Source organism: Candidatus Polarisedimenticolia bacterium (assembly GCA_036001465.1).
In the GTDB taxonomy this organism is placed as follows: Bacteria; Acidobacteriota; Polarisedimenticolia; order Gp22-AA2; family Gp22-AA2; genus Gp22-AA3.
Genome location: DASYUH010000002.1, coordinates 17,027 through 41,174, shown reverse-complemented (window position 1 = coordinate 41,174; position 24,148 = coordinate 17,027). Strand labels below are relative to the sequence as shown.

The window sequence follows — 24,148 nt, the reverse complement described above, 5'->3', positions numbered from 1 at the left end:
GCCGGGTGACGCCTGCGACGACGGCGATGCCTGCACCACGGAGGACACCTGCAACGCCGACGGCAAGTGCGCCGGCAAGCCGGTGACCTGTGACGACGACAACGCCTGCACCCGGGACGCCTGCGTCGACGGTCAGTGCGTGTACACGCCGACGCCGAACGCCACCTGCGACGACGGCAACGCCTGCACCACCGAGGACACCTGCAACACCGACGGCAGGTGCATCGGCACGGCGATCTCGTGCGACGACGGAAACGGCTGTACAGATGACTCGTGTGATCCCGGGAAGGGGTGCGTCAACAACCCCAATACCACGCCGTGCAACGACGGCAACGCTTGCACGACCGGTGATGCCTGTAGTCACGGCCAGTGCGCAGGCGGCCCGCCCCTCAGCTGCGACGACGGCGACAGCTGCACCGCCGACTCCTGCGACCCGGCGTCGGGTTGCGTTCATGTTCCCCGCGGCACCTTCCAGCCGGTGTGCAGCATCAGTCCAACCACGCTGAACGTCAACGCGCAGGGGAACTCGTTCTCGATGGATCTCTCGCTGATCAACACGTGCAACCCGGCGGCTCCGGCTCCAATCCCGCCGAGCTCGATCGGGATCACGCACGTGTCCCGGGCGGGGAACACGGTCTTCCCCGATCCGGCTTCTCTGTCGTGCCCGGATTCTGGTGGCGGCACGCAGTTCGAGACGGGACTCTTCGAAGACCTGGCGGCGCGCAATGTGTCCGGAGGCGCCGTCAATCTGAAGTTCGACAGGCCCAGCGACGGGAACTGCCAGAGCCTGGACGGGAACCGGCAGGACCTGCTCGCGGCGTTGTCGGACATTTCCAACGGCGCCAGCGCGGATATCTGCATCTCCGGAATGGTGGGGGGGCAGGTGTTCCAGTGCTGCACGAGCGCCAGGATTCTGAACAGGGGCAACCGGTAGGGTAGCCTCGAGAATCCATCAGGCCCCGCGACCAGCGGGGACATGTGATCGAGCGGCGCCCGCAAGCGCGGGCGCCGCTTCATGTCTGACTCGGCACGTCGCATCCGATCGGAATCCTAATGATGAGTCAGTCCCGACCGTCGTCGAAGCTCATCCCACGGCTCGCGATGGTCGGACTGGCGGCCGGCGCGGCGATCCTCCCCCTTCGAGCCGACCTCAGGCAGGAAGTCGAGCCGAACGACGCCCCGGCCTCGGCGCAGCCCCTCGCCCCTCCGGTCAGCGTCGGCGGTATCGTGCAGGCGCCGGGTGACGTCGAGGTCTTCGCGGTGGCTCTCCTGGCGGGACAGACGATCAAGGCCGACATCCTGGCACGCGGATTCCGCGCCGGCAGCCAGCCCGGCTCGAGCCTGAGCGCCATCCTCGCGATTCTCGATCGGGATGGCAGCACGGTCCTCGCCCAGGATCAGTCCATCGGGGAGTTCGACGACCCGACGGCCGTCGCGCAGGTCACGGAACCCGGCAAGTATTTCATCTCACTGCGCGACGCAGCGGGAGCCGGAGGTCCCGGGTTTCTTTACGTCCTGTCGATCGAAATCGACTCCAACAACGAGTTCGGGACGGCGAGCCCGGTCCGGCCGCCGGTCCTGACCGCGATCGATGCGCTCATTTATCCGGCGGGTGACGTGGACTTCTACCGATTCGATGCGGCCGCCGGACAGGTGGTCACGGTCGGCATCGACTCCGCGGTGTTCAATCCCGACCAGCCCGCCGCGAACATCGTCGCCACGCTGTACGACCCGGCGCGGAACGTCCTGGTCGAGGACGCCTACACCGCCGCCGATCCGACGGATCCATTCCTCCAGGCAATCCTTCCGGTGAGCGGCACGTATTTCCTGCGCATCCGGGAGCTTCGCGTCTTCGTCGGCACGACGAACACCTTCTACCAGTTGACGCTGGGACTTGGACCGGCCGCGGACGACGGCGGCTTCGCAACCGGCCAGCCCGTGACCGTGCCGCGCGCCATCAGCGGCATCGTCAGCCCCGCGGCGGACGTCGATCACTACCGTTTCCAGCTGCCTTCGACGGCCCAGGTGCACGCGGACGTCGACGCGCGTACCGGACTGGCCTCGCTGCTGCAGGGAACGCTGGCCTTGCAGAATTCCGTGACCGTCCTGGCGCAGGACGCGTCGACGCCCGACCCCTCCCTCGTCAGCGCCCAGGGGGCCGGCGACTACTCGATTTCTGTGCGGGGCCCCTGCACGGGCTCGGGCTGCCTGTCTCAGGATTCCTACTACGTCCTCTTTCTCGATCCCGATCCCGACGCGGACGGACTGGTGATGCCGCACGACAATTGTCCCGGCGCCGCGAACCCGAACCAGGCCGACTCGGATCGAGATGGCGCGGGGGATCTCTGCGACAACTGCCCTTCGGCATTCAATCCCGACCAGGCCGATTCGGACGGAGACGGGCGGGGCGACGCCTGCGCGACCTGCGCCCCGCCGGAGGTCGCCACCGGGCTTCAGTTCACCGATTCGCAGACGCTGTCGTGGTCCGCGGATTTGTTCTCCGTCACCTACGCCCTCTACCGCGGCTCGATCGACGGCAGCCCATGGGCATACGATCATGCCTGCCTGTCCCCCGCCCTTCCGGGCCCGGGCGCGACCGACGCGAGCAGCCCGCCGCGCGGCAGCTCGTTCTACTACCTCGTCAGCGGCAGGAACGGCTGCGGAGAGGGACCGCTGGGAGCCTCCTCGAACGGCCAGCCGTTGCCCAATCCGTTTCCGTGTCCCTGATGATCCCCGCCGTGGTGATACCCGGTCGCTGATCGCCGGGGATCGGTCCAAATTCGGCTAGAATCGGCCGCTCATGGAGCGATCCGGTCCCATGATTGATCTCACCCGCCGATCGTTCGTGAAGTCCGCGGCGCTCGCGGGCGCCGCCGCGGCCCTGCATGGATGCGGCTTCCCGATCCGGCGCGCCCACGACGTCGTCGTGATCGGCGCCGGCATCTCCGGGGTCGCCGCGGCGCGGGACATGGCGCGGGCCGGCATGGACGTCCTCGTTCTGGAGGCGCGCGATCGCGTCGGCGGTCGAATCCACACGCTTCACGAGCCGGCGCCGCACGGCCTGGAGGTGGGGGCCCAGATGATCCACGGGTCGAGGGCGGCGACCTGGGAGCTCATTCGCGAGTTCGGGGTCCAGACGCGCCCCTTTACCGAGTGGGACACCTGGCCCTGGTCCACGGCTGCCGGCTTCCACCCTCCCGATGCCGGGCTCCGCGAAGGGGCCGAGGCGCGCCTGAAGGCTGCCTATCGCGAGTATCACGGGGACGATGAATCGTTCCAGGAGTTCCTCGTGGCGAAGCACTTCACAACCGCCGATCGGGAGGCGGTCCTGGAGCACGCGCTGTCGTGGTCGGCCGAGCCCGACGAAGTCAGCCTGCGCGCCGCCATGGAGGACGAGGCGGCCTGGGAGAGTTACTTCGACAGGAACTACCAGGTCGTCGGCGGCTACGACACCCTGCCCCTCAAGATGGCCGAGGGGCTTGGCGATCGGGTGCGGCTGTCCTCCGTCGTGCAGCAGATCGAATGGGGTCGCTATGGCGTCCTGGTCTCGTACCATCGCGACGGCAGGCTCGAGGAGGCCCGTGCGGCGCGGGCAGCCATCACGCTGCCCATCGGTATACTGCAAGCCGGCAGCCCCGAATTCAAGCCCCACCTGCCCCCCTGGAAGGAGCGAGCCGTCCAGGCGCTTCACATGGGGCGAGTCGTGGTCGTCCACTTCCTGTTCGACACCTGGTTCTGGCGTGAGACCGTTCCGGGGCTGCCGGGCTGGGACACGCGCGGCGGCCGTGTCTCCTTCTGGGATCCGCATCCGCCGGGAGCCGGCGAGCCGGTGCTCCTGGGCTGGATCACCGGGACGGCGGCCCAGGAGCTCAGCGATCTGGGAGAGGCGGCCGGCCGCGAGCGGGCCCTGGCCTGGGTGGAGGAGGCTTTCCCTTTGGCCGGCGTGAAACGGCGCCTGCGCTTCTCATCCCTGCGAGACTGGATTGCCGACCCGTATTCGCGCGGCTCGTACTCGTTCACGCGACCCGGGGGCACGACCCAGCGCGCGGTGCTGGCGACCCCCGTGGGCGACCTGCTGCATTTCGCCGGCGAAGCGACCGCCGCCGCACCGCACTACCAGACGGTCCATGGCGCCTACGCCAGCGGACGGCGGGTCGCCCGTGAGATTCTTTCGGCGATGGGCCGTGACGACACCATCGCGGCTCTTCGGCCTCCCAGTGCACCCGCTGCATCGCGGTCCGCGCTTTTCTTTTCCGGACGCGCCCTGTATCCTCCCGCCCATACGATGTGAGGGAAGACCCATGCCGTTGTACGAGTATGCCTGCCTCGAATGCTTGAAGCGGTTCGAGGCCCTGGTCCTCGGATCGGCCCGGCCGGCCTGTCCCAAGTGCGGAGGGCACAACCTGGAGAAACTCGTATCCACCTTCGCTGTCGGGGCCGGAGGCGGACGGACGACGCGCGCGTCCGGCCCCCCGAGCGAGGCCGAGGGACCGTGCGGAAGCTGCGGCGACCCTCGAGGTCCCGGCTCCTGCGCGACCGGCTGAGTCATGGTCCCACACGTCCCCGGGCCGGCCCCCCCGTTTCCCAAGCGCATGCAAATACGGCGAGGCGCGGCGCCACGATTTCGCATTGCGGAACAGGAATTCCTCCGCCGAGGCCATCAGAAGCGCCTTTTCCAGGAAATCGACCGGTGGTCAGCGGGGCAGGACAGGGAGGACGATCAGACCCTGGTCATCATCCGGACCCTGCAGGTCCCCGGGCAGGTCCACTCATTATCGGTCTGACATATTGTTTGGTTGACAGACGTCAAGCTTGGCGTACATTTCGGCCACATTCGCCGTTCAGGAGAGTGTCTTCTCCTGAACTGCTTACCGAGGAGGCTCGATACATATGTGTCCCAGACGAATCGCAAAGCCGTTGACTGCTCTTTTGATGGTGTGTTCCTTCCTGCTGCTGGCACCGGCTGCGCATGCCCAGCAGTGCGGGGGCAGCGTGCCGGTTGGACATTTTCTGGACACCGTCTGGACAGGGCTTCCCGAGAGTGAACTCGCCGGGCGCATCTTCGTGAGGGGCACCTCGATCGACAACGGCACGGCGGACTGGATCTGTCGATCATCCAGCCAGTCGACCGCCGGCCGGCCATGCCAGTCCAGTGCCGGCACCGGATCGGACGGCATCGTCACGGTCCTGGGAGACTGGGCGGACGAAGGAGCGGGCGGCTGCCCGACCGTGAGCGTGGACGGCGACTCGCCGAACGTCGCATTCCTGACTTCGATTCAGAATGAGGGGAGCTCCTCCTACAGCGGCGTGTATCTTCTCTCCTCGGTGGGATTCAGTTTCGGCTTCCAGGGCTTCATTTTGGACTTCGCCAACCCTCTCGACTCGAGCGGGGAAAAACTTGTCAGCATTGGCTCCTCGCGCGTGCCGACGCCGCGGGCCACCTTGCTCACGCCGATCGCGGGCGGTCAGGCCACGGTGTCCCTGGCCTGGGACGCGGCCGTCACGCATGACGATTGCGCCCTGAACCTGGCCGGGACGTGCACCGACTTCCCCGGCGCCAGCCGGCCGGTCGTGGACGGCTATGCCATTTACGCCAGGACGGGCCCATGCGCCGCGCCGCCGACCAGCGGCCGTCTCGCAAACTGGACCGCCCCGCTGGCATCGCCCGGACTTCTGACAACCACGTCGACGCCCGGAACGTCGGCCCCGCTCACGGTCCCGTTCGACCAGTCGGGCGTGAACTGCACGTACGTGACCGTGGGACTCATCGTGGGCGGGCGGCAGGGGGCGGCGGTCTCCAACCCCCTGGTCCTGACCAACGCGGATTGCGACCTGGACGGCCGCCCGGATCCGACCGACAACTGCCGGTGCATCGCGAATCCCAACCAGCAGGACACCGACGGCGATGGCGTGGGCGACGCCTGCGACAATTGCGTCTTCACTCCGAACCGCGATCAGAGCGACGTCGACTCGGACGGGCGCGGAGACGTCTGCGACAACTGCCCTGCGACCGCCAATCCCACCCAGGCCGACGCGGACGCGGACGGAGATGGCGATGTCTGCGACAACTGCCGCACGGTCGCCAATCCGAACCAGGCGGACGGCGACGTGGACGGCGTGGGTGACGCCTGCGACAACTGCCCGACCGCTGCCAATACAAACCAGGCCAACGCGGATGGGGATGCGAAAGGAGATGCTTGCGACAACTGCCCGAGCGTCGCAAACTCCGGCCAGGCGGACGCCGACGGGGACGGAGATGGCGATGTCTGCGACAACTGCCCGCAGGACTCGAATCCCAATCAGGCCGATTTCGACCGGGACGGCTCCGGGGATGCGTGCGATCCCTGCCCGCTGTTCCCCTTCGTCCTCGACTGCACCGAGAAGGTCAAGACCGTGTGCATCTCCTTCACGAGCCCGGATGGCAAGGGTTCGGGCACGGTCTTCTGGAGGACGGAATTCGAGACGAACGTCGCCGGCTTCAATGTCGTGAAGATCGACGCGAAGGGCCGCGTGCAGCAGAACCCGGCCCTCATCCCCTGCACGCAGTGCATCACAGGCGGTGGCGATCTGTACGAGTTCATCATTCCGAAGCACAAGAGCGGGCACGACATCTTCGTCGAGATGCTGCGCCTGGACGGGACCGTGCAGGTCTACGGCCCGGCCATCAGGGACTGCACGCCCTGAGGCACGAATCGCGCTCTAGAGCGGCGCGATGACGGGAAGGTTCTAGGGATGGCCGGCGCGGCGGCGCCTGAAGGGTCGCCGCGCCGGTTTTTTTTCAGGATTCGTCGTACGCGAAGAGGACCGACGTGATCTTCCACCCGTCCGGGGTTTCGACGAGGTGCAGGCCGAGCTTGCCGCGGCTTTCCTGGCCCTCGTCCACGAAGACGAAATCGGCGCTCACCCGGGCGATTCTCCGGCCCGCGTCGATCCGGACGTTCTCCAGCCTCTCCCCGATCGCGCGCCCCGTCTCGAAGTAGTCCTTCTGCGCCTTGAAGAACTCGTCGAGACCGCGGGCCTTGACCGTTCCATTCTCTCCCGGGTAGGCCACCACAAGAGACGGGTGGAACAGGACCTTCCAGCGATCGAGAGTCGTCCGGGTGTAGAGCCCCACATAGTCGGCGACGGCCTTGTCGAGCGCGGCGCGTGATTCCCGGGCAGGCCGGGCTGCCGGAGCGGCCGGGGTGGTCGCCGGGCCGCTCCCCAAAACCGCGTCGGGGGCGAAACAGGTCGCGAGCGCCGCCAGGGCGGCCATTGCGACCCGGATCGAAGCGCTGGTCGAGCTCGCGCGGGAACTGTTCATCTTGTCCCTCCTCGTCCGTGTGGCGGCTATTCTACACAGGCGACTGCGCGCGGCCCGGCCCCATGCTCGGACAGGGTCCTAGCCCGCGGCCCGCGGGGGGGATTCCAGGACGGAGGGGACCGGCCGTCCCGTCTCCGGCTCGACCGCCGCGGAGCCTTCGATGATCCCACTCGTCGGCCGGCCGCGCCGCGCGGCGCCGGGCACGGCACGCCCGGGCCAACTACGCGCCGGGCGGAAGCCGGTCAGCCGAAATCCCTCCCACACGCGCAGTGTCAGGCCGCGCGTGGGCCTGACTGTCCATACGCGCAGGGGCATCATGAGATGCGACCAGGCGGGCCTCCCGATGCCGCGCAGGCGCCACAGGATTCCGACGGCGGGAAGCAGCCTCAGGAGGGTCGACAGGCCCATTGCCGTCAGGTACCCCTGTCCTCCCCGTCCGCTCACCAGGTTCACGACCGTGCCGCCGATGAGGGAACCGGCGATGAGCACCCCTCCGTCCACGGCGTTGAACCAGGCAACCTGCCGCTCCCTGGCGCGTGTCGTCTGCAGGATCGACGAGGCCTGGGCGAGCTCGAAGGCACCCCAGACCAGGCCGGAATAGACCTGCGCCGCGAGAATCCACCAGGGGCTCCTCGACACCAGCCACAGCGCCGGAACAGGTGCGACCAGCCAACCGGTCGTCCTCAGGACGGGACCCGGGCCCAGGCGGTCGGCCAGCCTTCCCCAGATCCCGAGCGTGGCGACCTTGACGATCGCGGGTGTGGCGATCAGCGCCCCCACCAGCAGGTAGCTGAATCGGAGCTCCCGCAGCATGTAGGGCACGAAGAACGGGCTGGACACGTGGGTCGCGAGGTGCAGGCTCCAGAGGTAGATCGACAGGCGGCGGAACTTGCGTGAGGAGCGGATCGGTTTGAGCTCGACCGGACGCGGACGTCCCGGCTCCGCCCGCGCCGGTTCGGGCAGGCGCGCCAGCAGAGCCGAGCCGAAGACGCGTCCCAGCGCGGCGTACGCGAATATCAGGACGAATCCGAGCGCCTCGTGTCCCCGGGCGGTCAGAATCGACAGGAGCGCCCCGCCGCTGAGAATGGCCGTGAGCACGCCGCACGCCTGCGCCGCGCCCCTCAGCCCGAAGAACCATCCGTGTCGGGAGGGCGGCACCAGGTTTGAGACGAGGGACGTCCAGGCCGGCACGGCAATCCCCCCACAGCCCCAGGCGAACAGGGCCACCGTGACGAGCGCCACGACCGACCAGGGGTAGGAGGCCAGCAGGCAGAGGCCGAGGGCCAGGTAGCCGATCGCCTGTGCCGACCAGGAACGCGCCAGGAGACGCCGGGCCCCACCCGCCCGGGTCAGGGCCCTCCGCGCCAGGACCTGCGCCGCCGCCGTGGCGGCGGTGGGCAGCGTCGCTACGAGACCGAGTGCCAGTCCGCCCGCCCCGAGGAGGAGGGCGTAGGCCCCCAGGTAGGCTTCGCCAAGCCCCTGGGCCAGCGACTGGAAAGCCCCCTCCAGGGCGAGCCGGCGGGCTCCGGGGGGCCCACCAAAGGACGTCGTCGCTGCCAAGCTCACCTCGATGCAAGGGCTCCCAGGCAATTTAGGGCGCGGGGCCAGATCGGGCAACCTGGCGCTGGACCGAGTCGTGGGACGGCTCCCACGGGCCGGACCGAGGATTGGACGAACCTGTGGTAGGGTTTCCGGCCATGAGAATCCTGGTCAGCGGCTCGTCCGGGCTGGTCGGGTCGGCGCTCGTCCCTTCCCTCGGCACGGGGGGGCACCAGGTCGTCCGTCTGGTCCGCACGCGACCCGCGGCAGGGGCGGCAGCCATCCTGTGGGACCCCGCGCGCGGGGCGCTCGACGCGGCTGACCTGGAAGGCATGGACGCGGTCGTTCATCTGGCGGGGGAAGGCCTCGTACCGGGACGCTGGAACGCAGCCAGGAAGGCGCGCATCCGCGACAGCCGCGTCGGCGGCACGCGGCTCCTGGCGGATACCATCGCCCGCCTGTCGAACCCGCCGCGGGTCTTCATCTGTGCCTCGGCGGTCGGCTACTACGGCGATCGGGGGGACGAGGTCCTGCGTGAAGACTCCCCTCCCGGTCGGGACTTTCTGGCCGAGGTCTGTCGTGCCTGGGAGGAGGCCACCGAGCCGGCCGCACGCAAGGGAGTCCGCGTCGTGCAGCACCGCTTCGGAGTCATCCTGAGCCCCAGGGGAGGGGCGCTCCGAACCATGCTTCCCCCCTTCAGGCTGGGGGTGGGCGGCCGACTCGGGGATGGACGCCAGTACATGAGCTGGATCACCCTGGACGACGTCCTGGGGGCGATCGAGCATGCCCTCCTGACCGTCACGCTGAAGGGCCCGGTGAATACGGTGGCGCCGCACCCCAGCACCAACGCCGAGTTCACGGGGACCCTCGGGCGGGTCCTCGGACGGCCGACCCTCCTCCCGATGCCCGCCTTCGCCGCCCGGCTTGCCTTCGGCGAGGTGGCCGACGCCCTCCTCCTTGCGAGCCAGAGGGTCGAGCCGGCCCGCCTTCTTGCCTCCGGGTACCGCTTCCGGCATCCGGACCTTGAACCGGCGCTGCGATTCCTTCTCGGTCGACCGGCGTAAGCACCGCGCATGAACCCGTGGCGGGGTCTCCGCGGCCTGCCGCGGACGGTCTGGATCCTCTCGGCGACGACGCTGGTCAACCGGCTGGGGACGATGGCGCTCCCGTTCATGGCGCTCTATCTGACACGCAGCCGGGGGTTCTCGGGCGCCGAGGCCGGCCTCGTGCTCACGGTCTACGGCCTCGCGGCGCTTCTGGCGGGCCCCCTGTCCGGCCGTCTCTGCGACCGCGTGGGAGCCGTGCGCGTGGCGCAGGCTGCCCTCCTCCTGTCGGGCGCGACGGTCATGGCACTCCCCTTCGCGCGCACTCTCGGGGCGATTCTCGCCATCACCGTCCTCTGGGCGTTGACCAATGAGTCGTTCCGGCCCGCCAATCTCACGCTGTTCTCGTCGTTCGTCGAACCGGAGCGGCGCAAGGCGGCCTTCGCCCTGGCCCGTCTGGCCGTCAATCTGGGGATGAGCGTCGGCCCCGCCGCCGGCGGTTTCCTGGCCTCCGTGTCTTTCCCGGTCCTGTTCTACGTGGACGGGGCGTCGTCTCTCGCGGCGGGAGTCGTGCTGGTCCTGTCCGCACGCTACCTCGCTGCCGGGAACCCGGCTCCGGCCGGGTCGGGAGGGGGCCGCGACCGTTCGCGCGGACCGTCCTCAGGGTCCGACCTCGGCGGTCCGAGAGCCTGGACGGACCGGCACCTGCTCTACTTCCTGGTCGCGCTTCTGCCGATCCTGGTCGTCTTCTTCCAGCACGAGGCCTCGATGCCGCTCTTTCTCGTCGGCCACCTGTCCATGAAGGAGTCGTCCTACGGCCTGCTGTTCACGCTCAACACGGCCCTGATCATCCTGCTCGAGGTCCCGCTCAATCTCCGGACGGCGCACTGGACCCACCGTCGGACCCTGGCCCTCGGGGCCTTCCTGGTCGGCGCCGGCTTCGGCGCCATGGCGTTGTGCTCGGGCCCGCTGGGGGTCGCTCTCACGGTCGTGATCTGGACGTTTGGAGAGATGATGCTGCTTCCGGGAAGCAGCGCCTACGTGGCCGACATCGCCCCGCCGGAACGGCGCGGCTCCTACATGGGCCTGTACACCATGTCGTTCAGCGCGGCCTTCACCATCGGTCCGGGGCTCGGAGTGGCGATCCTCGAGCGCTTCGGGGCGCGCGTTCTCTGGGGCGCCGCGTTCGCGTTCGGCTGCGTATCCATGGCCATGCTCGGCCGGGTCGGGTCCCGGGTCGGGACCGCACCCGTCGAGGCGGCGCCGCTCGTCCTCCCGCCGACGGGGGAGGCGTTGTAGGAGCCTGACGTTCATGGAACCTGGTGCACGGGTATTGCGTTGGATGCAACGAAGGAGGTCACGATGAGACTGTCTTCCGCACTGCTGGCCCTGTCCGTCCTTGCTCTGGCCCTCCCGACGCCGCAGGTTTCGGCCGAGACCACGAGGACCATCCGCCTCGAGCTGCCGGCCGGCGACGCCAATCTGTTCGCCGTGGAGAACCTCGCCGGCACCATGCGCGTCGCGCCCGGAACCGGCCCGGTCCTCGTCGCGATCGCGACCATCCATGCCGAGAACGACAACCTCGCGACCGCCATGAAGTTCGAGCGGGTGATCAGCGAGAAGGGAGTGCCGACCCTGCGCGTCCGCTATCCGCTCGACCGCGAGAGCACCATTCGATACCCCGGCCGCGGGACCGGCGGCAGGGGAATCCTGGAAGGCTTCTTCGGAGGATCCAGCACGAGGACCGAGTACGACGGCCACCGGGTGAAGATCAGCGACAGCCAGGGCGTGCTGCTCTATGCCGACGTCGAGGTGCAGGTGCCCCGCCATCGTCTTGCCGACGCGACGTTTCGCAATCACGTCGGCCCTCTCGAAGGCCACGACGTCGAGGGGAGGATCGTGTTCGACACCGCGAGCGGCGACGTGTCCCTGGCCAGGGTGAGAGGGGAGATCAAGGCGGACACCGGGTCGGGTGACGTGAAGGCGAGCGACCTGGAGGGTGCGTTCGTCTGCGACACCGGCAGCGGCAATTGCGACGTGACCGGCTTCAAGGGCGAGAAGGTCGGCTGCGACGTCGGCTCCGGCGACGTCACCATCCGATCGGTGGACGCGAGGCTCGTCGACGTCGACACCGGCTCGGGGGACGTGCACGTCCTCGACGGCGACATCGAGGCGTTCGAGGCCGACACGGGATCGGGGGACGTCCGCCTGGAGAGCCGGGGCGCACGGCTCACTCGCGTCAAGGCCGACACCGGATCGGGCGACGTCACGCTGCGACTCGCCGCGGGTGCCTCGTTCGAGGCGCTGGCCGACCAGGGCAGCGGCGACATCAACATGGGCTTCAAGGACGCCCAGGCGATCGTGCGGCACAAGGAAGTGATCGGCTATCGTCGAGGCGACGCCCGCATCAAGATCGAAGTCGACACCGGCAGCGGCGACCTGACCATCGAGCCGGGCGCCTAGAATTCCAGGGCAGGCTCCGGATCACGGGGGCTCAGTTCCGGGGTGACCGTCGCAGGCACAGCTTGCACGGTTCATACCCGGCTGCGCTCGCTTCCCGGGAGTCCGCAAACGCGATCCGGTTGTCGGGATCGATCCTTCCGGCCCGCACGCATCCCGGGCGGTGATAGACCCTCCCGCGCAGCGAGCCGACATAGATCTCCCTTCGCACTGAAGACGGCGGCTGCGAGACGGCGGGCCGCTCCCCCCGGGCGCCGCCTGCCCAGAGCCCCAGTCCGTTTTCCCGCGCCTGCCTCTCGTACGCCCTGAACTCCTTCATGCGGGAGAAGGGATACCGGGTGTAGGCATGCCCGTACCCCAGCCGGATGATTTCCGCATTCAGCAGCCTGCCATCGGGAAGGAACACGTATCGCAGGAGACGGTCGTACTTGTCGCGCCCGGGCGCCCCGTCCTCCGCTCGCAGGGTGACCCGGCTGCCCGACGCCAGGCGACGCGTGAACTCGGCAGCCTCCTTGCCGAAATGCTGCACCGGCCGGCGCGGATCGACGCTCTCGGGAGTGTCCACGCCGATGAGCCGGACTTTTTCCGCCTTCCCGCCGATCCTCACCTGAAGCGTGTCGCCGTCCACGACGCGCAGGACGGTTCCCACCTCGTCCCCGGCCGCGGAGAACGCCAGGGTCCCGAGGAGCAGCGGGACGACGACTGCGGCCAATGCCCGGGGGCGCATGGCATCGCCTTTCCGACGGCTGACGGACTACTTGGTGCGCGCTTCCAGCTCGATCTTCAGGCTGCCGCGCAGGGCGTTGGACACGGGGCACCGTCCCTCGGCCTCCTTCGCGACGTCCGCAAACTGCGCCGCGGTGAGGCCCTCCAGGCCCTCGGCGACCGCCTGGAGCCTCGAGGACTGGATCTTCAGCCCGCCCTCTCCGAACTCGGCCGAGATCGTGGCCGTGACGTGCAGCGTCTTGGCCCGCCCGCTCTTGCGCCCCAGCGTCCCGGACAGCGCCATGGCGTAGCAGGCGGCGTGCGCCGCGGCGATCAGCTCTTCAGGGCTCGTCTTCCCCCCCGGCGCCTCGACCCGCGCCGGAAAGGTCACCGGCAGGCTGAAGGCGCCGGTGCCGGCCTTGACCTCTCCGCGGCCTTCCTTGACCGTCCCTTCCCAGTCGACGTGCGCGCTTCTCTCGAACGTGGCCATGTGTCCTCCTGGAAGCCTGTATCATATCGTGAATCAACGAATCCCGAGAAATCACCGGGCGCACCCCGGCACCGAGGCATGATACGATTTCCGCCGACCCGAAACCCACGGACTGTCAACCATTCTGGTGGCGCGCCGCGCCCGGGAGCGGGGGTGATTTCATGATCAACCAAACCCGTTGCAGGCTTCGAGCGGTTCCAGTACTCGTCATGATCGCAGGGGTCATGTGTGAGGCCGGCGCACTGGCCGCCGATCAGCCCGTGGTGGCGCCGGCTACCCCCCTGGTCGAGCACGTGCAGGTCATCACCACCCACGCGCCGGAGCCCGTGGAGACCACGCCGGCTTCGGTCACCGTCATCACGCGCGACGAACTCCTGCGTCGCGGCGCCTTCGACCTGCGAAGCGCCCTCCTCGTCGCCGCGGGCATCGATATCGCGCCGGGCGGCGACGGGGGACCCGCCGGCTCGGTCCCGGAATTCTGGGGTCTCAGGGAATTCGATGCGTTCCTGCTGGCGGTCGACGGGGCCCCGTGGGGCGGCGCCTTCAACCCGTCCCTGGTCACGCTGGACCTCACCGACGTGGAGCGGATCGAAATCCTGCGCGGCGCCGCTCCCGTGTCCTACGGCGCGACCTCGTTCGTCGGCGTGATCAACGTCGTTCACGGCGAGCCGGGATCCGGCGGGACCATGCTGAGAACGGCGGGCGGCTCGTACGACAGCGGCTCGATCGCCTGGTCGTCTCCCCTGCCGTCCTGGGGCGATGTCAAGTCGTCCATCGCAGCGGACGCCTCGCACCAGGGATTTAGCGACGACCGGACGGACTTCGAGCGGGGCCACGTCCGCTGGCAGAACAGCCGACAGATGGAGCACGGTGTCCTGCGCTTCGGCGTCGACAGCCTGTTCCTGAGACAGGATCCGGCGAGCCCCCATCCGCGCGTCGGGACGAGCCTGACGACCCTCGTGCCGGTGGACGCGAACCACAACATGACGGGGGCGCACATCGACGAGAACCGGCACACGCTCAACGGCGGCTACGAGAGGAAGCTCGATTCCGGATCCTGGTCGAACTCCCTGACGATCAGTCGATCGCGACAGGACGTGCTGCGCGGCTTCCTGACGGACGTCAGCCTTGCGTCTCCGAACGCGCACGGCTTCCGCGAGTCGATTCCGACGCTCGACGTCTACCTCGACAGCCACCTGGCGCTCCATCCCGACCCGAAGCTCGAGGTCATCGCGGGCTTCGATCACCTGCACGGGAGCGGGCGGGCCGACGGAGGAGACTTCGACTACTTCGTCGATCTGGACGGCAACGCCCCGCCGTCGGGGAGCAGCCTGAGCAACGAGGCCGCCGTCAAGATTCGTGACCGCCGGGAGTTCTCCGGCCTGTACGGCGAGGTCGTCTGGACCCCCGCCGAGCGCTGGCGCTTCGAGGTGGGGGCCCGCCTGAACCGCACGGCCGAGTCCCGGACCACCGACAGCCTCGATCTCCTGTCGTCCACCCGCGTGAAAAGCGAGGATCGGCGGAACGTGCTGCGCGGGGGAGGGTTCGCCGGCCTGACCTGGACCGCATGGCGCAGCGGCCCGAATGCCCTTCACCTCTACACGAACTACCGCAACACCTACAAACCGGCCGTCATCGACTTCGGCCTGGACGCCGACCCGGAGATCCTGGCCCCGGAGACGGCCGTCAGCTTCGAGGGGGGGATGCGCAGCGGCCTCCTGGGCGGCCGGCTCGCGATCGAGCTGAGCGCGTTTCAGATGAACTTCGAAAACCTCGTGCTCTCCCAGGTCGTGGGCGGGGTGCCGGCGCTGGTGAACGGGGGGACGGAGCGATTCCGCGGGATCGAGCTGACGACCGTGGTGCGCCCCCATCCCGTCCTCGAATGGCGTCTCGTTTCCAGCCTGCACGACGCGCGGTTCCGCGACTTCGTCACCGAGTTCGGCGGGGTGCCGACGCAGCTCGCCGGCAAGCGGCTCGAGATGTCGGCCCGGTACATGGCCGCGACGGAATTCATTGTCGGCCGCGCGGAGGGCTGGCGCGGCAGCGTGCGCTCCAACTGGGTCGGCAGCCGCTTCCTCAACAAGCGAAACACCGCCCTCGCCCCTGACTACGTCACCTGGTCGGCCGGAATCGGTTATCTCTTCGGGAACGTCGAGCTCCGCCTCGACGGCACGAACCTCAACGATCAGAGACCGCCCGTCGCGGAGAGCGAGCTGGGTGACGCGCAGTATTACCTGATGCCCGCGCGCCGCCTGGAGGCGAGCGCGCGCTGGCTCCTCGGCGGCAATCCGCGCTAAGGCGGACCGCGGGGTCTCGCGCTCCCATTCGCCTCGCGGCCGGACCGATCAGCCCGGCGGTGGCGGCGGAATGATTCTCGGCGGAGGAACGGGGCCGGGCCGCCCGGCGGCGGACTCCGTGGTCGCGACCTCGCCAGGGCGCGACAGGACGACGAGCGACATGTCGTCGTGCGGGCGCTCGCCCGCGAGGAAGGAGTTCACCTCGTCGATGATGACACGCACGCCCCTCTCGGCGGAGTGCCCGCGCAGGCGCGGCATGAGGGCGCGCAGGCGATCGGCGCCGAATTCCTCGTCCCCGACATTCCTTGCCTCGGTCAACCCGTCGGAGTAGATGACCAGCGCGTCGCCGTCCCGGAGCATGAGCTCGCTCTCGGCGTACGCGGTCCCCTCCATCATTCCCAGCGGTATGGCCGATGCCGGAAGCGACTCGATGCCCGACGCCCGCAGGACGAACGGTGGATTGTGTCCGGCGTTGAGATAGCGCATCCGGCCGCTCGCGGGATCGATCTCGAAGTAGAACAGCGTGACGAAGCGATTGTCGATGCCGTCGCGAAAAATGATGGCGTTGAGCTGCGCGCCCAGATCGCTGAGCGAAGGACAGGTGGGGACGAGCGCCCGCAGCGTCGCCTGCAGCTTGGCCGTCAGGAGGGCGGCGCCGAGGCCCTTCCCGGCGACGTCCCCCAGGACGACCCCGAGCCGGCCACCCGGCAGATCGATGTAGTCCACCAGATCGGCGCCCACGTCATTGGCCGGACGCATGAACGACCAGAGCGACAGCCCTTCCGGCTGCGGGTGCCGTGACGGCAGGAGCGCCAGCTGGACCTGCCGCGCCACCTCGATCTCATCCTTCGCCAGGACCTTGTCCATCATCTCCAGCATGAACACCAGGAGAAGGATCAGGAAGCCCCACAGGCGGAGGTCGGTGCTGAAGATTTCGCCCCGGAGGCCGAAGCGCCACTTGCCGATGAAGCACATGACGAGGGACGCGAACAGCGCCAGCCGCCGCCCCGGGGACAGTTTCGCGAGGAGGCTCTTGAGCAGCCACGCGACGATCTTGAAGGAGCGGCGGATCCGCCCCATGGCCGCGAGCTGGGCGCGCCGCTCCTCGTCGAGATAGAAACGATAGAGCTGCTTGAGGTCCTGGCGGAAATTGCGCGGCAGATCGGCCGGGCGCAGGTCCTTGAACAACAGCTGTCTCAGGCGGGGACTCCTGGTTTCCGACCTGGACTCCCGGGGTTTCCTCTCTTTGCCCCTTTTAGCCATGTTCTCGAATCGCCGGTCAGTGGCGCGGAGTGCCGCGCGCATCCTGCTCGTTCAGCCGCCTGAGATTGTCGCGCGCCGGGTGGGACGGATCGATCGAGATGGCCCTCTCCCAGTAGCGGCGCGCCGCGGCAAAGTCGCCCTTGCGGGCGTAAATCGTCCCCGCATTGTTGCACGCGTCGGCGAAATTCGGTCGCGCTTCAAGTGCCTTCAGGTAGGCATCGAGAGCCTCGTCCGGCTGCGACATCTGTTCGTACAGTGCGCCGAGGTTGTAGAGGACGATCGGATCGCCCGGCTCGAGCGCATGCGCGGCCAGCAGCTGCTCGGCGGCCGCAGACAGATCTCCGCGTGACCGTTCCAATTCGGCCTGCTGCAGCAACTGCATGACGGCCTCCCGTGCGTCGCCGTGTGGCGGCGGGGCGGAGACGCGCTTCTCCTCCTTGGCCGCCAACAGGGCCGCCAGTTCGGCGCGCTCGGCGTCGCTGCCACCCGTTTTCCGGAGACGGGCTTCGATCTCCTCCACGCGGCGATCCCGCACGAACATGTAGAAGAAGCGCCCTTCCGTCTCGACAATCGTCGGAAGATAGTATCGTCGGAACTCCGGGAGGTTCCACAGCACGGCGTCACCGGGGAATGACGTGAAATAGCGGTCGAAGGCTGGGGCGACGATATCGAAGGTCGAGGGACCGGGCTTCCGCAGGTCCAGCCGGTCCTTCATGACCTCGAACGTCGAGGCCTGTCCCGGGATGAGGTAATCGGGGCGCCTGGACAGGACGTACTCCGGGTCGTAGCGGTTATGCGCGAACAGCATGCGATTGACGATCGATCGTCCGTTTCTTCCGATGTGGGCGTCGGTCAGTCCGAGCATATCGATCGTCCTGAGCCCCGAGAGATACGGAATCACGCCCACCGGATTGAGGGCGATGACAGAGTCAGGCGGGGCATTCCGATTCAGCCACTCGCCGATCGCGATGCGCCGCGCCTGCCCTTCGACACCTATCAGGTACTCTTCGTGGTGCTTTCCGAAAAACGAGCCGGATGCGCCCGTGAGACACAGGAGCGCCACGGCGGCGGAACTCGCAACGGTCCGGATAGGGCCGCGAAACGTCAGGAGCGCGTCGAGACGCCGGTAGCCGGCTTCCGCAGCCGGAGCGAGAAGCACAGCGACCGGCGCCAGGAAGCGGCTGTAGGGCTCCCCGTCGCCACCGACGAGGAAGACGAAACCCGTGTAGGTGGCGGCCTGCAAGGCGGCGAGCTTCACGCCGGGATGAGCGCGCCCCAGCGCAAGGAGCGCGCCGATGATGATCACCACTCCGCCCGAGGCGAAGAGGAAGTAGATCAGATAGTAGATCCCGTGCTGGAGGACGCTGGCGTCGTAGACCACCTTGGCATAGAACGTGTTTGGAAGCAGCGACCCGAAATACCAGAGGCGCCACAGGAAGTATGGACCGCCGAGCGCCAGGAATATTGCGAGCGCTTGGAGTGACCGCCGCACCCCGAGTGCCTGGGACATCGATCGGCGCAGGCCGAATAGAAGCGCGACCAGAAGGAGCAGGACGCCATCCGGCCGCGCCAGTGAGGCGAGAAAGCAGGTGGCAGGCCAGCGCCAGGGTACCGAGTCCGTCGACTCGTCGCGCAGGTAGCACCAGACCGACAGGAGCGCCAGGAAGGAGAACAACGGCGCCTCGAGGCCGCCGACCGCCCAGCGGGCCACGGCAGGATTCGCGGCGAGCAGCAGCGCCGCGATGAATCCTCCTCCGCGCGTTTGTCCGGTCACCCAGGGTGTGCTCGCGCCGGCACCAGCCGCGGCTGGGGCATTCCCCGGCTGCCATGCCGAAAACCGTCGCGCCAGCGCTGCCGCCAGGAAAAGCGAGAGGACGGTGAATCCGATCCCGAGGGCCTGGGATGCCATGGGAACGGGCGCATCTCCCAGCCTGCAGACAGCCAGGATGACGACCCAGAGAAAATCGGTGTACCCCTCGACCCGCTCGCCGGGATTGAATACCATCCCGCGCCCTGAGGCCAGGTTCTCGGCGTACCGGAAGGAAATGTACGCGTCGTCCGCCAGATTGAGGAAGTGAGCCGCGTGCAGGAGAAGGACGACACAAGCGGCCAGAAGCCCCAAGCGACGAAGGATCAATGTGCTCCTAGGGCCTCTGCCAGAAGAAAGGGCCGAGCGGCTTCTTCTCCGGCCAGACCTCATCCATGGTGGAGGCGTCGTAGAGGACGCCGTCCTTCATGGTGAACGGGACCTTCTGGGACTGGCGGATGTCGGCCAGCGGGTCGCCGTCGATCACCACGAGGTCGGCGAGCTTGCCGGCCTCGAGGGAGCCGAGGTCCTTGCCGAACCCGAGCGCCTCGGCGCCGCTCCACGTGGCGGTGCGCAGTGCCTCCATCGGCGTCATGGCGTTGCCGATCGTGAAGCCCCACATCTCCCAGTGGGCGCCGAGACCCTGGAGCTGGCCATGCGCGCCGAGTGCGACCCGGCCGCCGGCGCGCGCGATGCGCGCCGCCCCGCTGGCCACCGTCGGAAAATGGAAGTCCTCTTCCGGGTACCAGATGCGGCGCCTTCCGAGCCCGTCGAGCATCTCATGCGGGGTGAAGCGGCGCAGCCTCTCGTCGTCGTGCGGGTTGGCGTGCTGGTACCAGTAGGCCTCCGCGGTCGGTCCCCCATAGGATACGAGCAGCGTGGGCGTATAGTTCGTTCCGGATCGCGCCACCAGCGTGACCACGTCCTTGTAGAGATGGACCGGCAGTGAATGTTCCAGGCCGGTGTAGCCGTCGAGGATGTTGGTCAGGTCCGTGTGCAGCTCGCCGGCCCCCTCCATGGTCGCGCCGATCCCCTCCTGGCGCGCCGCCTCGATGAACCAGATGCGCTGCTCGCGGCGCGGCTGCTGGTAGACCTTCAGCCAGTGCGCCCCGTACGTCTTCATCCGGCGGACGGTGTGCAACGCGTCCTCCAGGCTGTCGACCTTGGCGTAGACCGAGGCGGTCACCCCGCCGTACAGCACGTCGCCGGTGCTGTAGATGCGGGGGCCGATCATCTCGCCGGCCTCGACCAGCTCCGCCTGCGCAAACACGTCCAGGCTGTGCGCCGAAGGGTCGTGGGTCGTCGTGACTCCGTAGGCCAGGTTCGTGACGTATTCCCACTTCTTGTCGGGAAAGATCTCGAACGAGGAGTAGTGCAGGTGGGCGTGGACGTCGACCAGGCCCGGTATGACGGTCTTGCCTCCCAGGTCGATGACGGCGGCGCCGGCCGGCACCGCAATCGAGCCGGCAGGACCGATCGCCGCGATGCGGTTCCCCTGGACCACGATGTCCGCCCGCTGGATCACCTCGTCCCCCTTCATGGTGACGGCGCGCGCGTTCTTCAGGACGACCGACCCCCTGGGCCGCGGCTTCGGCACGACCAGCGAGACCGGAATCGCCTCCGGCTTCGGGAGGTCGGACCCGGCCTCCTTCTCCCCCATCGCCTTGTCCCCGTCCCCCTTCTCCGCGTCCGGCTTCTTCCCGGCGTCCTCCGCGGCCTTCTCCTTGGCCTTGTCGGCCAGCGCCTTCTTCAGGGTCGCTTCGCGCAATCGATCGAGGCGCTGGCGGTAGATCGTGTTTCCCATGCCCCAGACCACCGTGGCTCCCGAGTCGGCCCAGCCGACGTAGCCACCCCCTTCCGTGCTCAGGCGGTAGACGGGGACCGCGGACTTCTCGCCGCCGATCTCCACCGGGTCCTTCCCGGCGCGGGGCATGGCCGCCACGTACACGTCGTCCCGGCTGACGTAGGCGACCCAGGCGCCGTCCGGGGACGGCACGGCGTCCTCGGCCTGGACGAACCGCAGGTGCTGCTTCTTGTCGGTGCCGTCGAGCCGGACCGAGACCAGGTCCACCTTGGCGTCGCCGCCCGGCTCCGAAGGCGGCACCTGCTCCGCGTAGAAGATCCGCGTGCCGTCCGGGCCGAACGCCGGGACCGGATGGAAGCGGACCGTGTCCATCGGAGAGACGGTGGTCACCACGGCAGGCTCGGCGCCGCCTGCCGGAGCCTCGGAGGGGAGCCAGCGGATCTCGTAGTACGGATCGAACTCGGGCTGCTGCGCCCGGAGCTCGGCGCCGCTGCCCGCGACCACGGCGATCCGGTCCCCCTTCGGAGACCAGCTGGGATTGACGTAGTGCCCGGCGCTCCGGGTGAGGCGCTGCGGGGCGCCACCGGCGGATCGAATCTTCCAGACATGGCCCAGGCCGGCGTCCGACCAGGTGACGTAGGCGATGAACCTGCCGTCGGGCGAGAATTCCGGGGCATACTCCCGCACGGAGTCCTTCGTCAGGCGGCGGGGCTTCGAGGCCTTGCCGTCGTTCCCGATGTCGCACATCCAGATCTTGCCGAGGGCGTCGAACGCCAGCAGCCGGCCGTCCGGCGACAGCGTCGGCCAGCGCAACAGCTTGACGGCCAGGTCGGATCCTCCCACGGGCGTGTCGACCCGCCAGAGCGGGCGCAGATCGAGGGACACGTCGGCCGTGAACGGGACGACGCTGTCGCTCCCGGTGGCGACGTCGAGCCGGTGGATCTTGCCGCCGTTCCAGTAGACGAACGATTTTCCGTCTGGCGTGAAGGCCGACGCCGGCAGGACGTCCATCTGGGCGAAGGCCTCCTGGTCGTCGCGCGGCAGCTGCCGCGCCAGGACCCTCTCCGCGCCGGTCGCCAGGTCCCGCAGGTAGAGCTGGGTCCGCGCGTCCAGCCTCCTCGCGTACGCCAGGTGCCTTCCGTCGGGCGACAGGGTCGGCCTCAGCCCGCCGTCGGGGGCCGTCGTCAGGCTGATCAGCTCGCCGGTAGTGCGGTCCAGACGAAACACGTTCCACAGACCGTTCGTCATGTTCGGCGTGTACGAGTAGTCCGCCTTCCGTCCCGTCAGGTAGATGAAGCGACCGTCGGGACTGGCCACCGGCCCCGCCGAGGTGTCGATCTTGTCCTTCGCGATCACCTTGACTCCGCTGCCGCCGTCCTTGTGGTACATCCAGATTTCGACCGGCGGAATGCCCGCCTTCGTGGTCTCCTCGCGGCGCGCCAGGACGTAGCTCCCGTCCGGGGTCCATGAAGGGGACGAGAACACCGAGTCCTTCTCCTCCGTCAGCGCCCTCGGAGACGACCCGTCGGCGTTCGCCAGCCACAGGTTCATGGTGCCGCCCCGGTCGCTGCAGAACACGATCATCCTGCCGTCCGGGGCGTAGCGCGCCGCGTAGTCGAACGCCGGGCCGGAGGTGATCCGCTCCGCCCTCCCCCCGCCAATCCCCACGCGATAGAGGTCGCCCAGGAGATCGAACAGGATCGTCCGGCCGTCGGGCGCGACGTCCACGTTCATCCAGGTCCCCTCGTCGGTCGTGAACTCCACCTTGCGGGCGTTCTCGGGGACCGCGTTGACGTCCAGCTTCGGCGGCTTCTTGGCGTCCGGCTTCGCGCCGGACGACGGCTCCGCCTCCGCCGACGTTTCGCCGCGGGAGGGCCCGGCCAGCATGGGGCAGAGCGCCAGCAGGATCAGGAGAGACGTCCATGTTGTTGCGCGACGCAAGCGGATCATGGTTGGATGCCTCGCATTGAGGTCAGGTCCAGTCGTTCAGCAGGGGATCGAAGTCGCGGATCATACCACTCATGGTGGTGCGCAGCTTGTTGATTCAAGAGGTAGCGGGAACGGCACGCGAGCGTCGGTCCGGGATCTTGTGCGGGAGGGTGCCGGCCCACGCGAACTCTGAGCGTCAGTAGGCGTGGGAGAGGCGGTGGCGGACGTTGGAGGGAAGGACCGAGGTGGTCCAGTCTCTTCTGTAGAGGTCGCGCCAGACCTGCGGGAGCATTTCGCGGGCCGGGAAGAGTCGGCGCGCCAGGGCGCGACTCCAAATCCACGGTTCGTCCGCGAGCCCGAGGCGCATGGCCGGCGTGACAGGGTCGGGGCGTCTCTCGGATCGTCCCTTGACGAAGTTTCTCCAGACCACGGTCAGGAAGAGGCGTTCCATCACGGCGTTGAGGCGCCTGCCGAAGGCGATGGTCTCGCGGCGATGATGGGCGGCGGTGTGGCGGATGAGCCCGTGCAGGGCATCAACCGGGAACATCGCCCGATCGCGGGCTCGCGCCTGAGGGGAGCGCGGCGACCCCTTGGGGCCGCGGCGCGGGTTGGGGAAGCGCTGCAGCCGCACGCGTCCCTCATGGCCCATGCGCTGCACCGCGCGGTCGTAGGCGGGGTGGCCGTCGCCCGCGAGCTGGAGTCTCCGGTTCCGTGGGCAGAGCGCCAGGAGCAGGCGCACGGTGCGCGTGCTCGACTCCTCGTAGCCGCCGCGCCGGAGCCGTGAGGGCCGCCGCGCCCGGCGCGCCTCTTGCTCGGCCGAGCGCCGGCCGGCGCGCGCATGCGGCGCCGGGTCCAGTCCATAGACGAACCACGAGTCGCGCCCCACCGGCGTCGCGATGCCAAACGGCAGGTCCTGAGTGAACTCAAAAGTCTCGAAGTGGTCGAGGACGACCGGCTCGGTCAGCCCGCCCCGCAAGTGCGCAAGAGCCCTCGCCATGAGCAGGATCGCATGCCTGCCAAGCCGGGCGCTCAGGCGGGTGACGGTGGACGGCGCGCAGCCCAGGTTCCTCGCCAGCTGCCGGTGCGCCGAGCCCGCCTGCAGCCCCGCGGCCACGGGAATGACCAGCTCGGGACGCTTGAGGTAATACGACAGTCCGAAACTCTGCTTCGAAAATGTGCGACGGCAGGCCCGGCAGCGAAATCGCGGCACCGTCCGTCGTTCCGTCGTGAACGTGCCGTGACGCAGGAAATGGTAGTCCGGTGTGGTCCGGCGATGGTCGCAGCATTCGGGCCAAGGGCAGAAGGACGGCCGGAAGTGTTGCAGACGCTCGACGGGTGTCCCAGGCCAGTGCACTCCCCCCGGAGCATCAAACGGCGTGCCCGTCAGGGAAGATTCGCAACTCTTCTATCTGAAAGGGTTACGTGGCGCGGCCCAAGACCCTGACGACCGCCTGCGGCCATCGTCCGCACATCCCGTCCGGCCCCGGTCGCAACAACCTCCGCACCAC

At 68.5% G+C, this 24,148-nt stretch carries 17 protein-coding genes; 9 read left to right on the top strand and 8 right to left on the bottom strand.

Features of this window, described 5'->3' with window-relative positions:
• The 5 genes from VGV60_00220 to VGV60_00200 all read left to right on the top strand — a co-directional run.
• On the top strand, positions 1 to 934 hold a 934-nt coding region (locus VGV60_00220; GenBank protein ID HEV8699680.1), incomplete at its 5' end, for a hypothetical protein.
• 122 nt (positions 935 to 1,056) lie between these two features.
• The gene (locus VGV60_00215; protein HEV8699679.1) at positions 1,057 to 2,727 is read left to right on the top strand and encodes a PPC domain-containing protein; all 1,671 of its coding nucleotides are present in this window, start codon (positions 1,057 to 1,059) and stop codon (positions 2,725 to 2,727) included.
• Positions 2,728 to 2,818: 91 nt separating this feature from the next.
• Positions 2,819 to 4,291, top strand: coding sequence for an NAD(P)/FAD-dependent oxidoreductase (locus tag VGV60_00210; GenBank protein ID HEV8699678.1), 1,473 nt, complete (start codon positions 2,819 to 2,821; stop codon positions 4,289 to 4,291).
• Positions 4,292 to 4,301: 10 nt separating this feature from the next.
• Entirely contained in the window at positions 4,302 to 4,544 is a 243-nt protein-coding gene (locus tag VGV60_00205) for a zinc ribbon domain-containing protein (GenBank protein HEV8699677.1), read from the top strand.
• Positions 4,545 to 5,064: 520 nt separating this feature from the next.
• Entirely contained in the window at positions 5,065 to 6,684 is a 1,620-nt protein-coding gene (locus tag VGV60_00200) for a thrombospondin type 3 repeat-containing protein (protein HEV8699676.1), read from the top strand.
• A gap of 94 nt (positions 6,685 to 6,778) precedes the next feature.
• Here the strand turns inward: VGV60_00200 and VGV60_00195 are convergent, their stop codons facing one another.
• Positions 6,779 to 7,303: a nuclear transport factor 2 family protein gene (locus VGV60_00195; protein ID HEV8699675.1), complete on the bottom strand. Its 525-nt coding sequence runs from the start codon at positions 7,301 to 7,303 to the stop codon at positions 6,779 to 6,781.
• Between the two features lie 78 nt (positions 7,304 to 7,381).
• The gene (locus tag VGV60_00190; protein HEV8699674.1) at positions 7,382 to 8,863 is read right to left on the bottom strand and encodes an MFS transporter; all 1,482 of its coding nucleotides are present in this window, start codon (positions 8,861 to 8,863) and stop codon (positions 7,382 to 7,384) included.
• A gap of 137 nt (positions 8,864 to 9,000) precedes the next feature.
• On the opposite strand from VGV60_00190, the gene VGV60_00185 reads away from it, so the two are divergent.
• The 3 genes from VGV60_00185 to VGV60_00175 all read left to right on the top strand — a co-directional run bounded on the left by VGV60_00185 (position 9,001) and on the right by VGV60_00175 (position 12,348).
• The gene (locus VGV60_00185; protein HEV8699673.1) at positions 9,001 to 9,906 is read left to right on the top strand and encodes a TIGR01777 family oxidoreductase; all 906 of its coding nucleotides are present in this window, start codon (positions 9,001 to 9,003) and stop codon (positions 9,904 to 9,906) included.
• 9 nt (positions 9,907 to 9,915) lie between these two features.
• Complete coding sequence (locus tag VGV60_00180; protein HEV8699672.1) at positions 9,916 to 11,184, top strand: MFS transporter; 1,269 nt, start codon at positions 9,916 to 9,918, stop codon at positions 11,182 to 11,184.
• Positions 11,185 to 11,247: 63 nt separating this feature from the next.
• Positions 11,248 to 12,348, top strand: coding sequence for a DUF4097 family beta strand repeat-containing protein (locus VGV60_00175; GenBank protein HEV8699671.1), 1,101 nt, complete (start codon positions 11,248 to 11,250; stop codon positions 12,346 to 12,348).
• Between the two features lie 31 nt (positions 12,349 to 12,379).
• Here the strand turns inward: VGV60_00175 and VGV60_00170 are convergent, their stop codons facing one another.
• Complete coding sequence (locus tag VGV60_00170) at positions 12,380 to 13,072, bottom strand: thermonuclease family protein (GenBank protein ID HEV8699670.1); 693 nt, start codon at positions 13,070 to 13,072, stop codon at positions 12,380 to 12,382.
• A 27-nt stretch (positions 13,073 to 13,099) separates the two neighbouring features.
• Complete coding sequence (locus VGV60_00165) at positions 13,100 to 13,540, bottom strand: OsmC family peroxiredoxin (protein ID HEV8699669.1); 441 nt, start codon at positions 13,538 to 13,540, stop codon at positions 13,100 to 13,102.
• A 224-nt stretch (positions 13,541 to 13,764) separates the two neighbouring features.
• On the opposite strand from VGV60_00165, the gene VGV60_00160 reads away from it, so the two are divergent.
• Complete coding sequence (locus VGV60_00160; GenBank protein ID HEV8699668.1) at positions 13,765 to 15,837, top strand: TonB-dependent receptor; 2,073 nt, start codon at positions 13,765 to 13,767, stop codon at positions 15,835 to 15,837.
• A 48-nt stretch (positions 15,838 to 15,885) separates the two neighbouring features.
• Here the strand turns inward: VGV60_00160 and VGV60_00155 are convergent, their stop codons facing one another.
• The 4 genes from VGV60_00155 to VGV60_00140 form a co-directional block, all read right to left on the bottom strand.
• Entirely contained in the window at positions 15,886 to 17,025 is a 1,140-nt protein-coding gene (locus tag VGV60_00155; protein ID HEV8699667.1) for a PP2C family protein-serine/threonine phosphatase, read from the bottom strand.
• Positions 17,026 to 17,116: 91 nt separating this feature from the next.
• The gene (locus tag VGV60_00150; GenBank protein ID HEV8699666.1) at positions 17,117 to 19,237 is read right to left on the bottom strand and encodes a tetratricopeptide repeat protein; all 2,121 of its coding nucleotides are present in this window, start codon (positions 19,235 to 19,237) and stop codon (positions 17,117 to 17,119) included.
• Positions 19,238 to 19,244: 7 nt separating this feature from the next.
• A complete protein-coding gene (locus VGV60_00145; protein ID HEV8699665.1) occupies positions 19,245 to 22,661 on the bottom strand; it encodes an amidohydrolase family protein in 3,417 nt (1,138 codons plus the stop codon).
• 175 nt (positions 22,662 to 22,836) lie between these two features.
• Complete coding sequence (locus VGV60_00140) at positions 22,837 to 23,850, bottom strand: hypothetical protein (GenBank protein HEV8699664.1); 1,014 nt, start codon at positions 23,848 to 23,850, stop codon at positions 22,837 to 22,839.
• Positions 23,851 to 24,148: the final 298 nt, after the last annotated feature.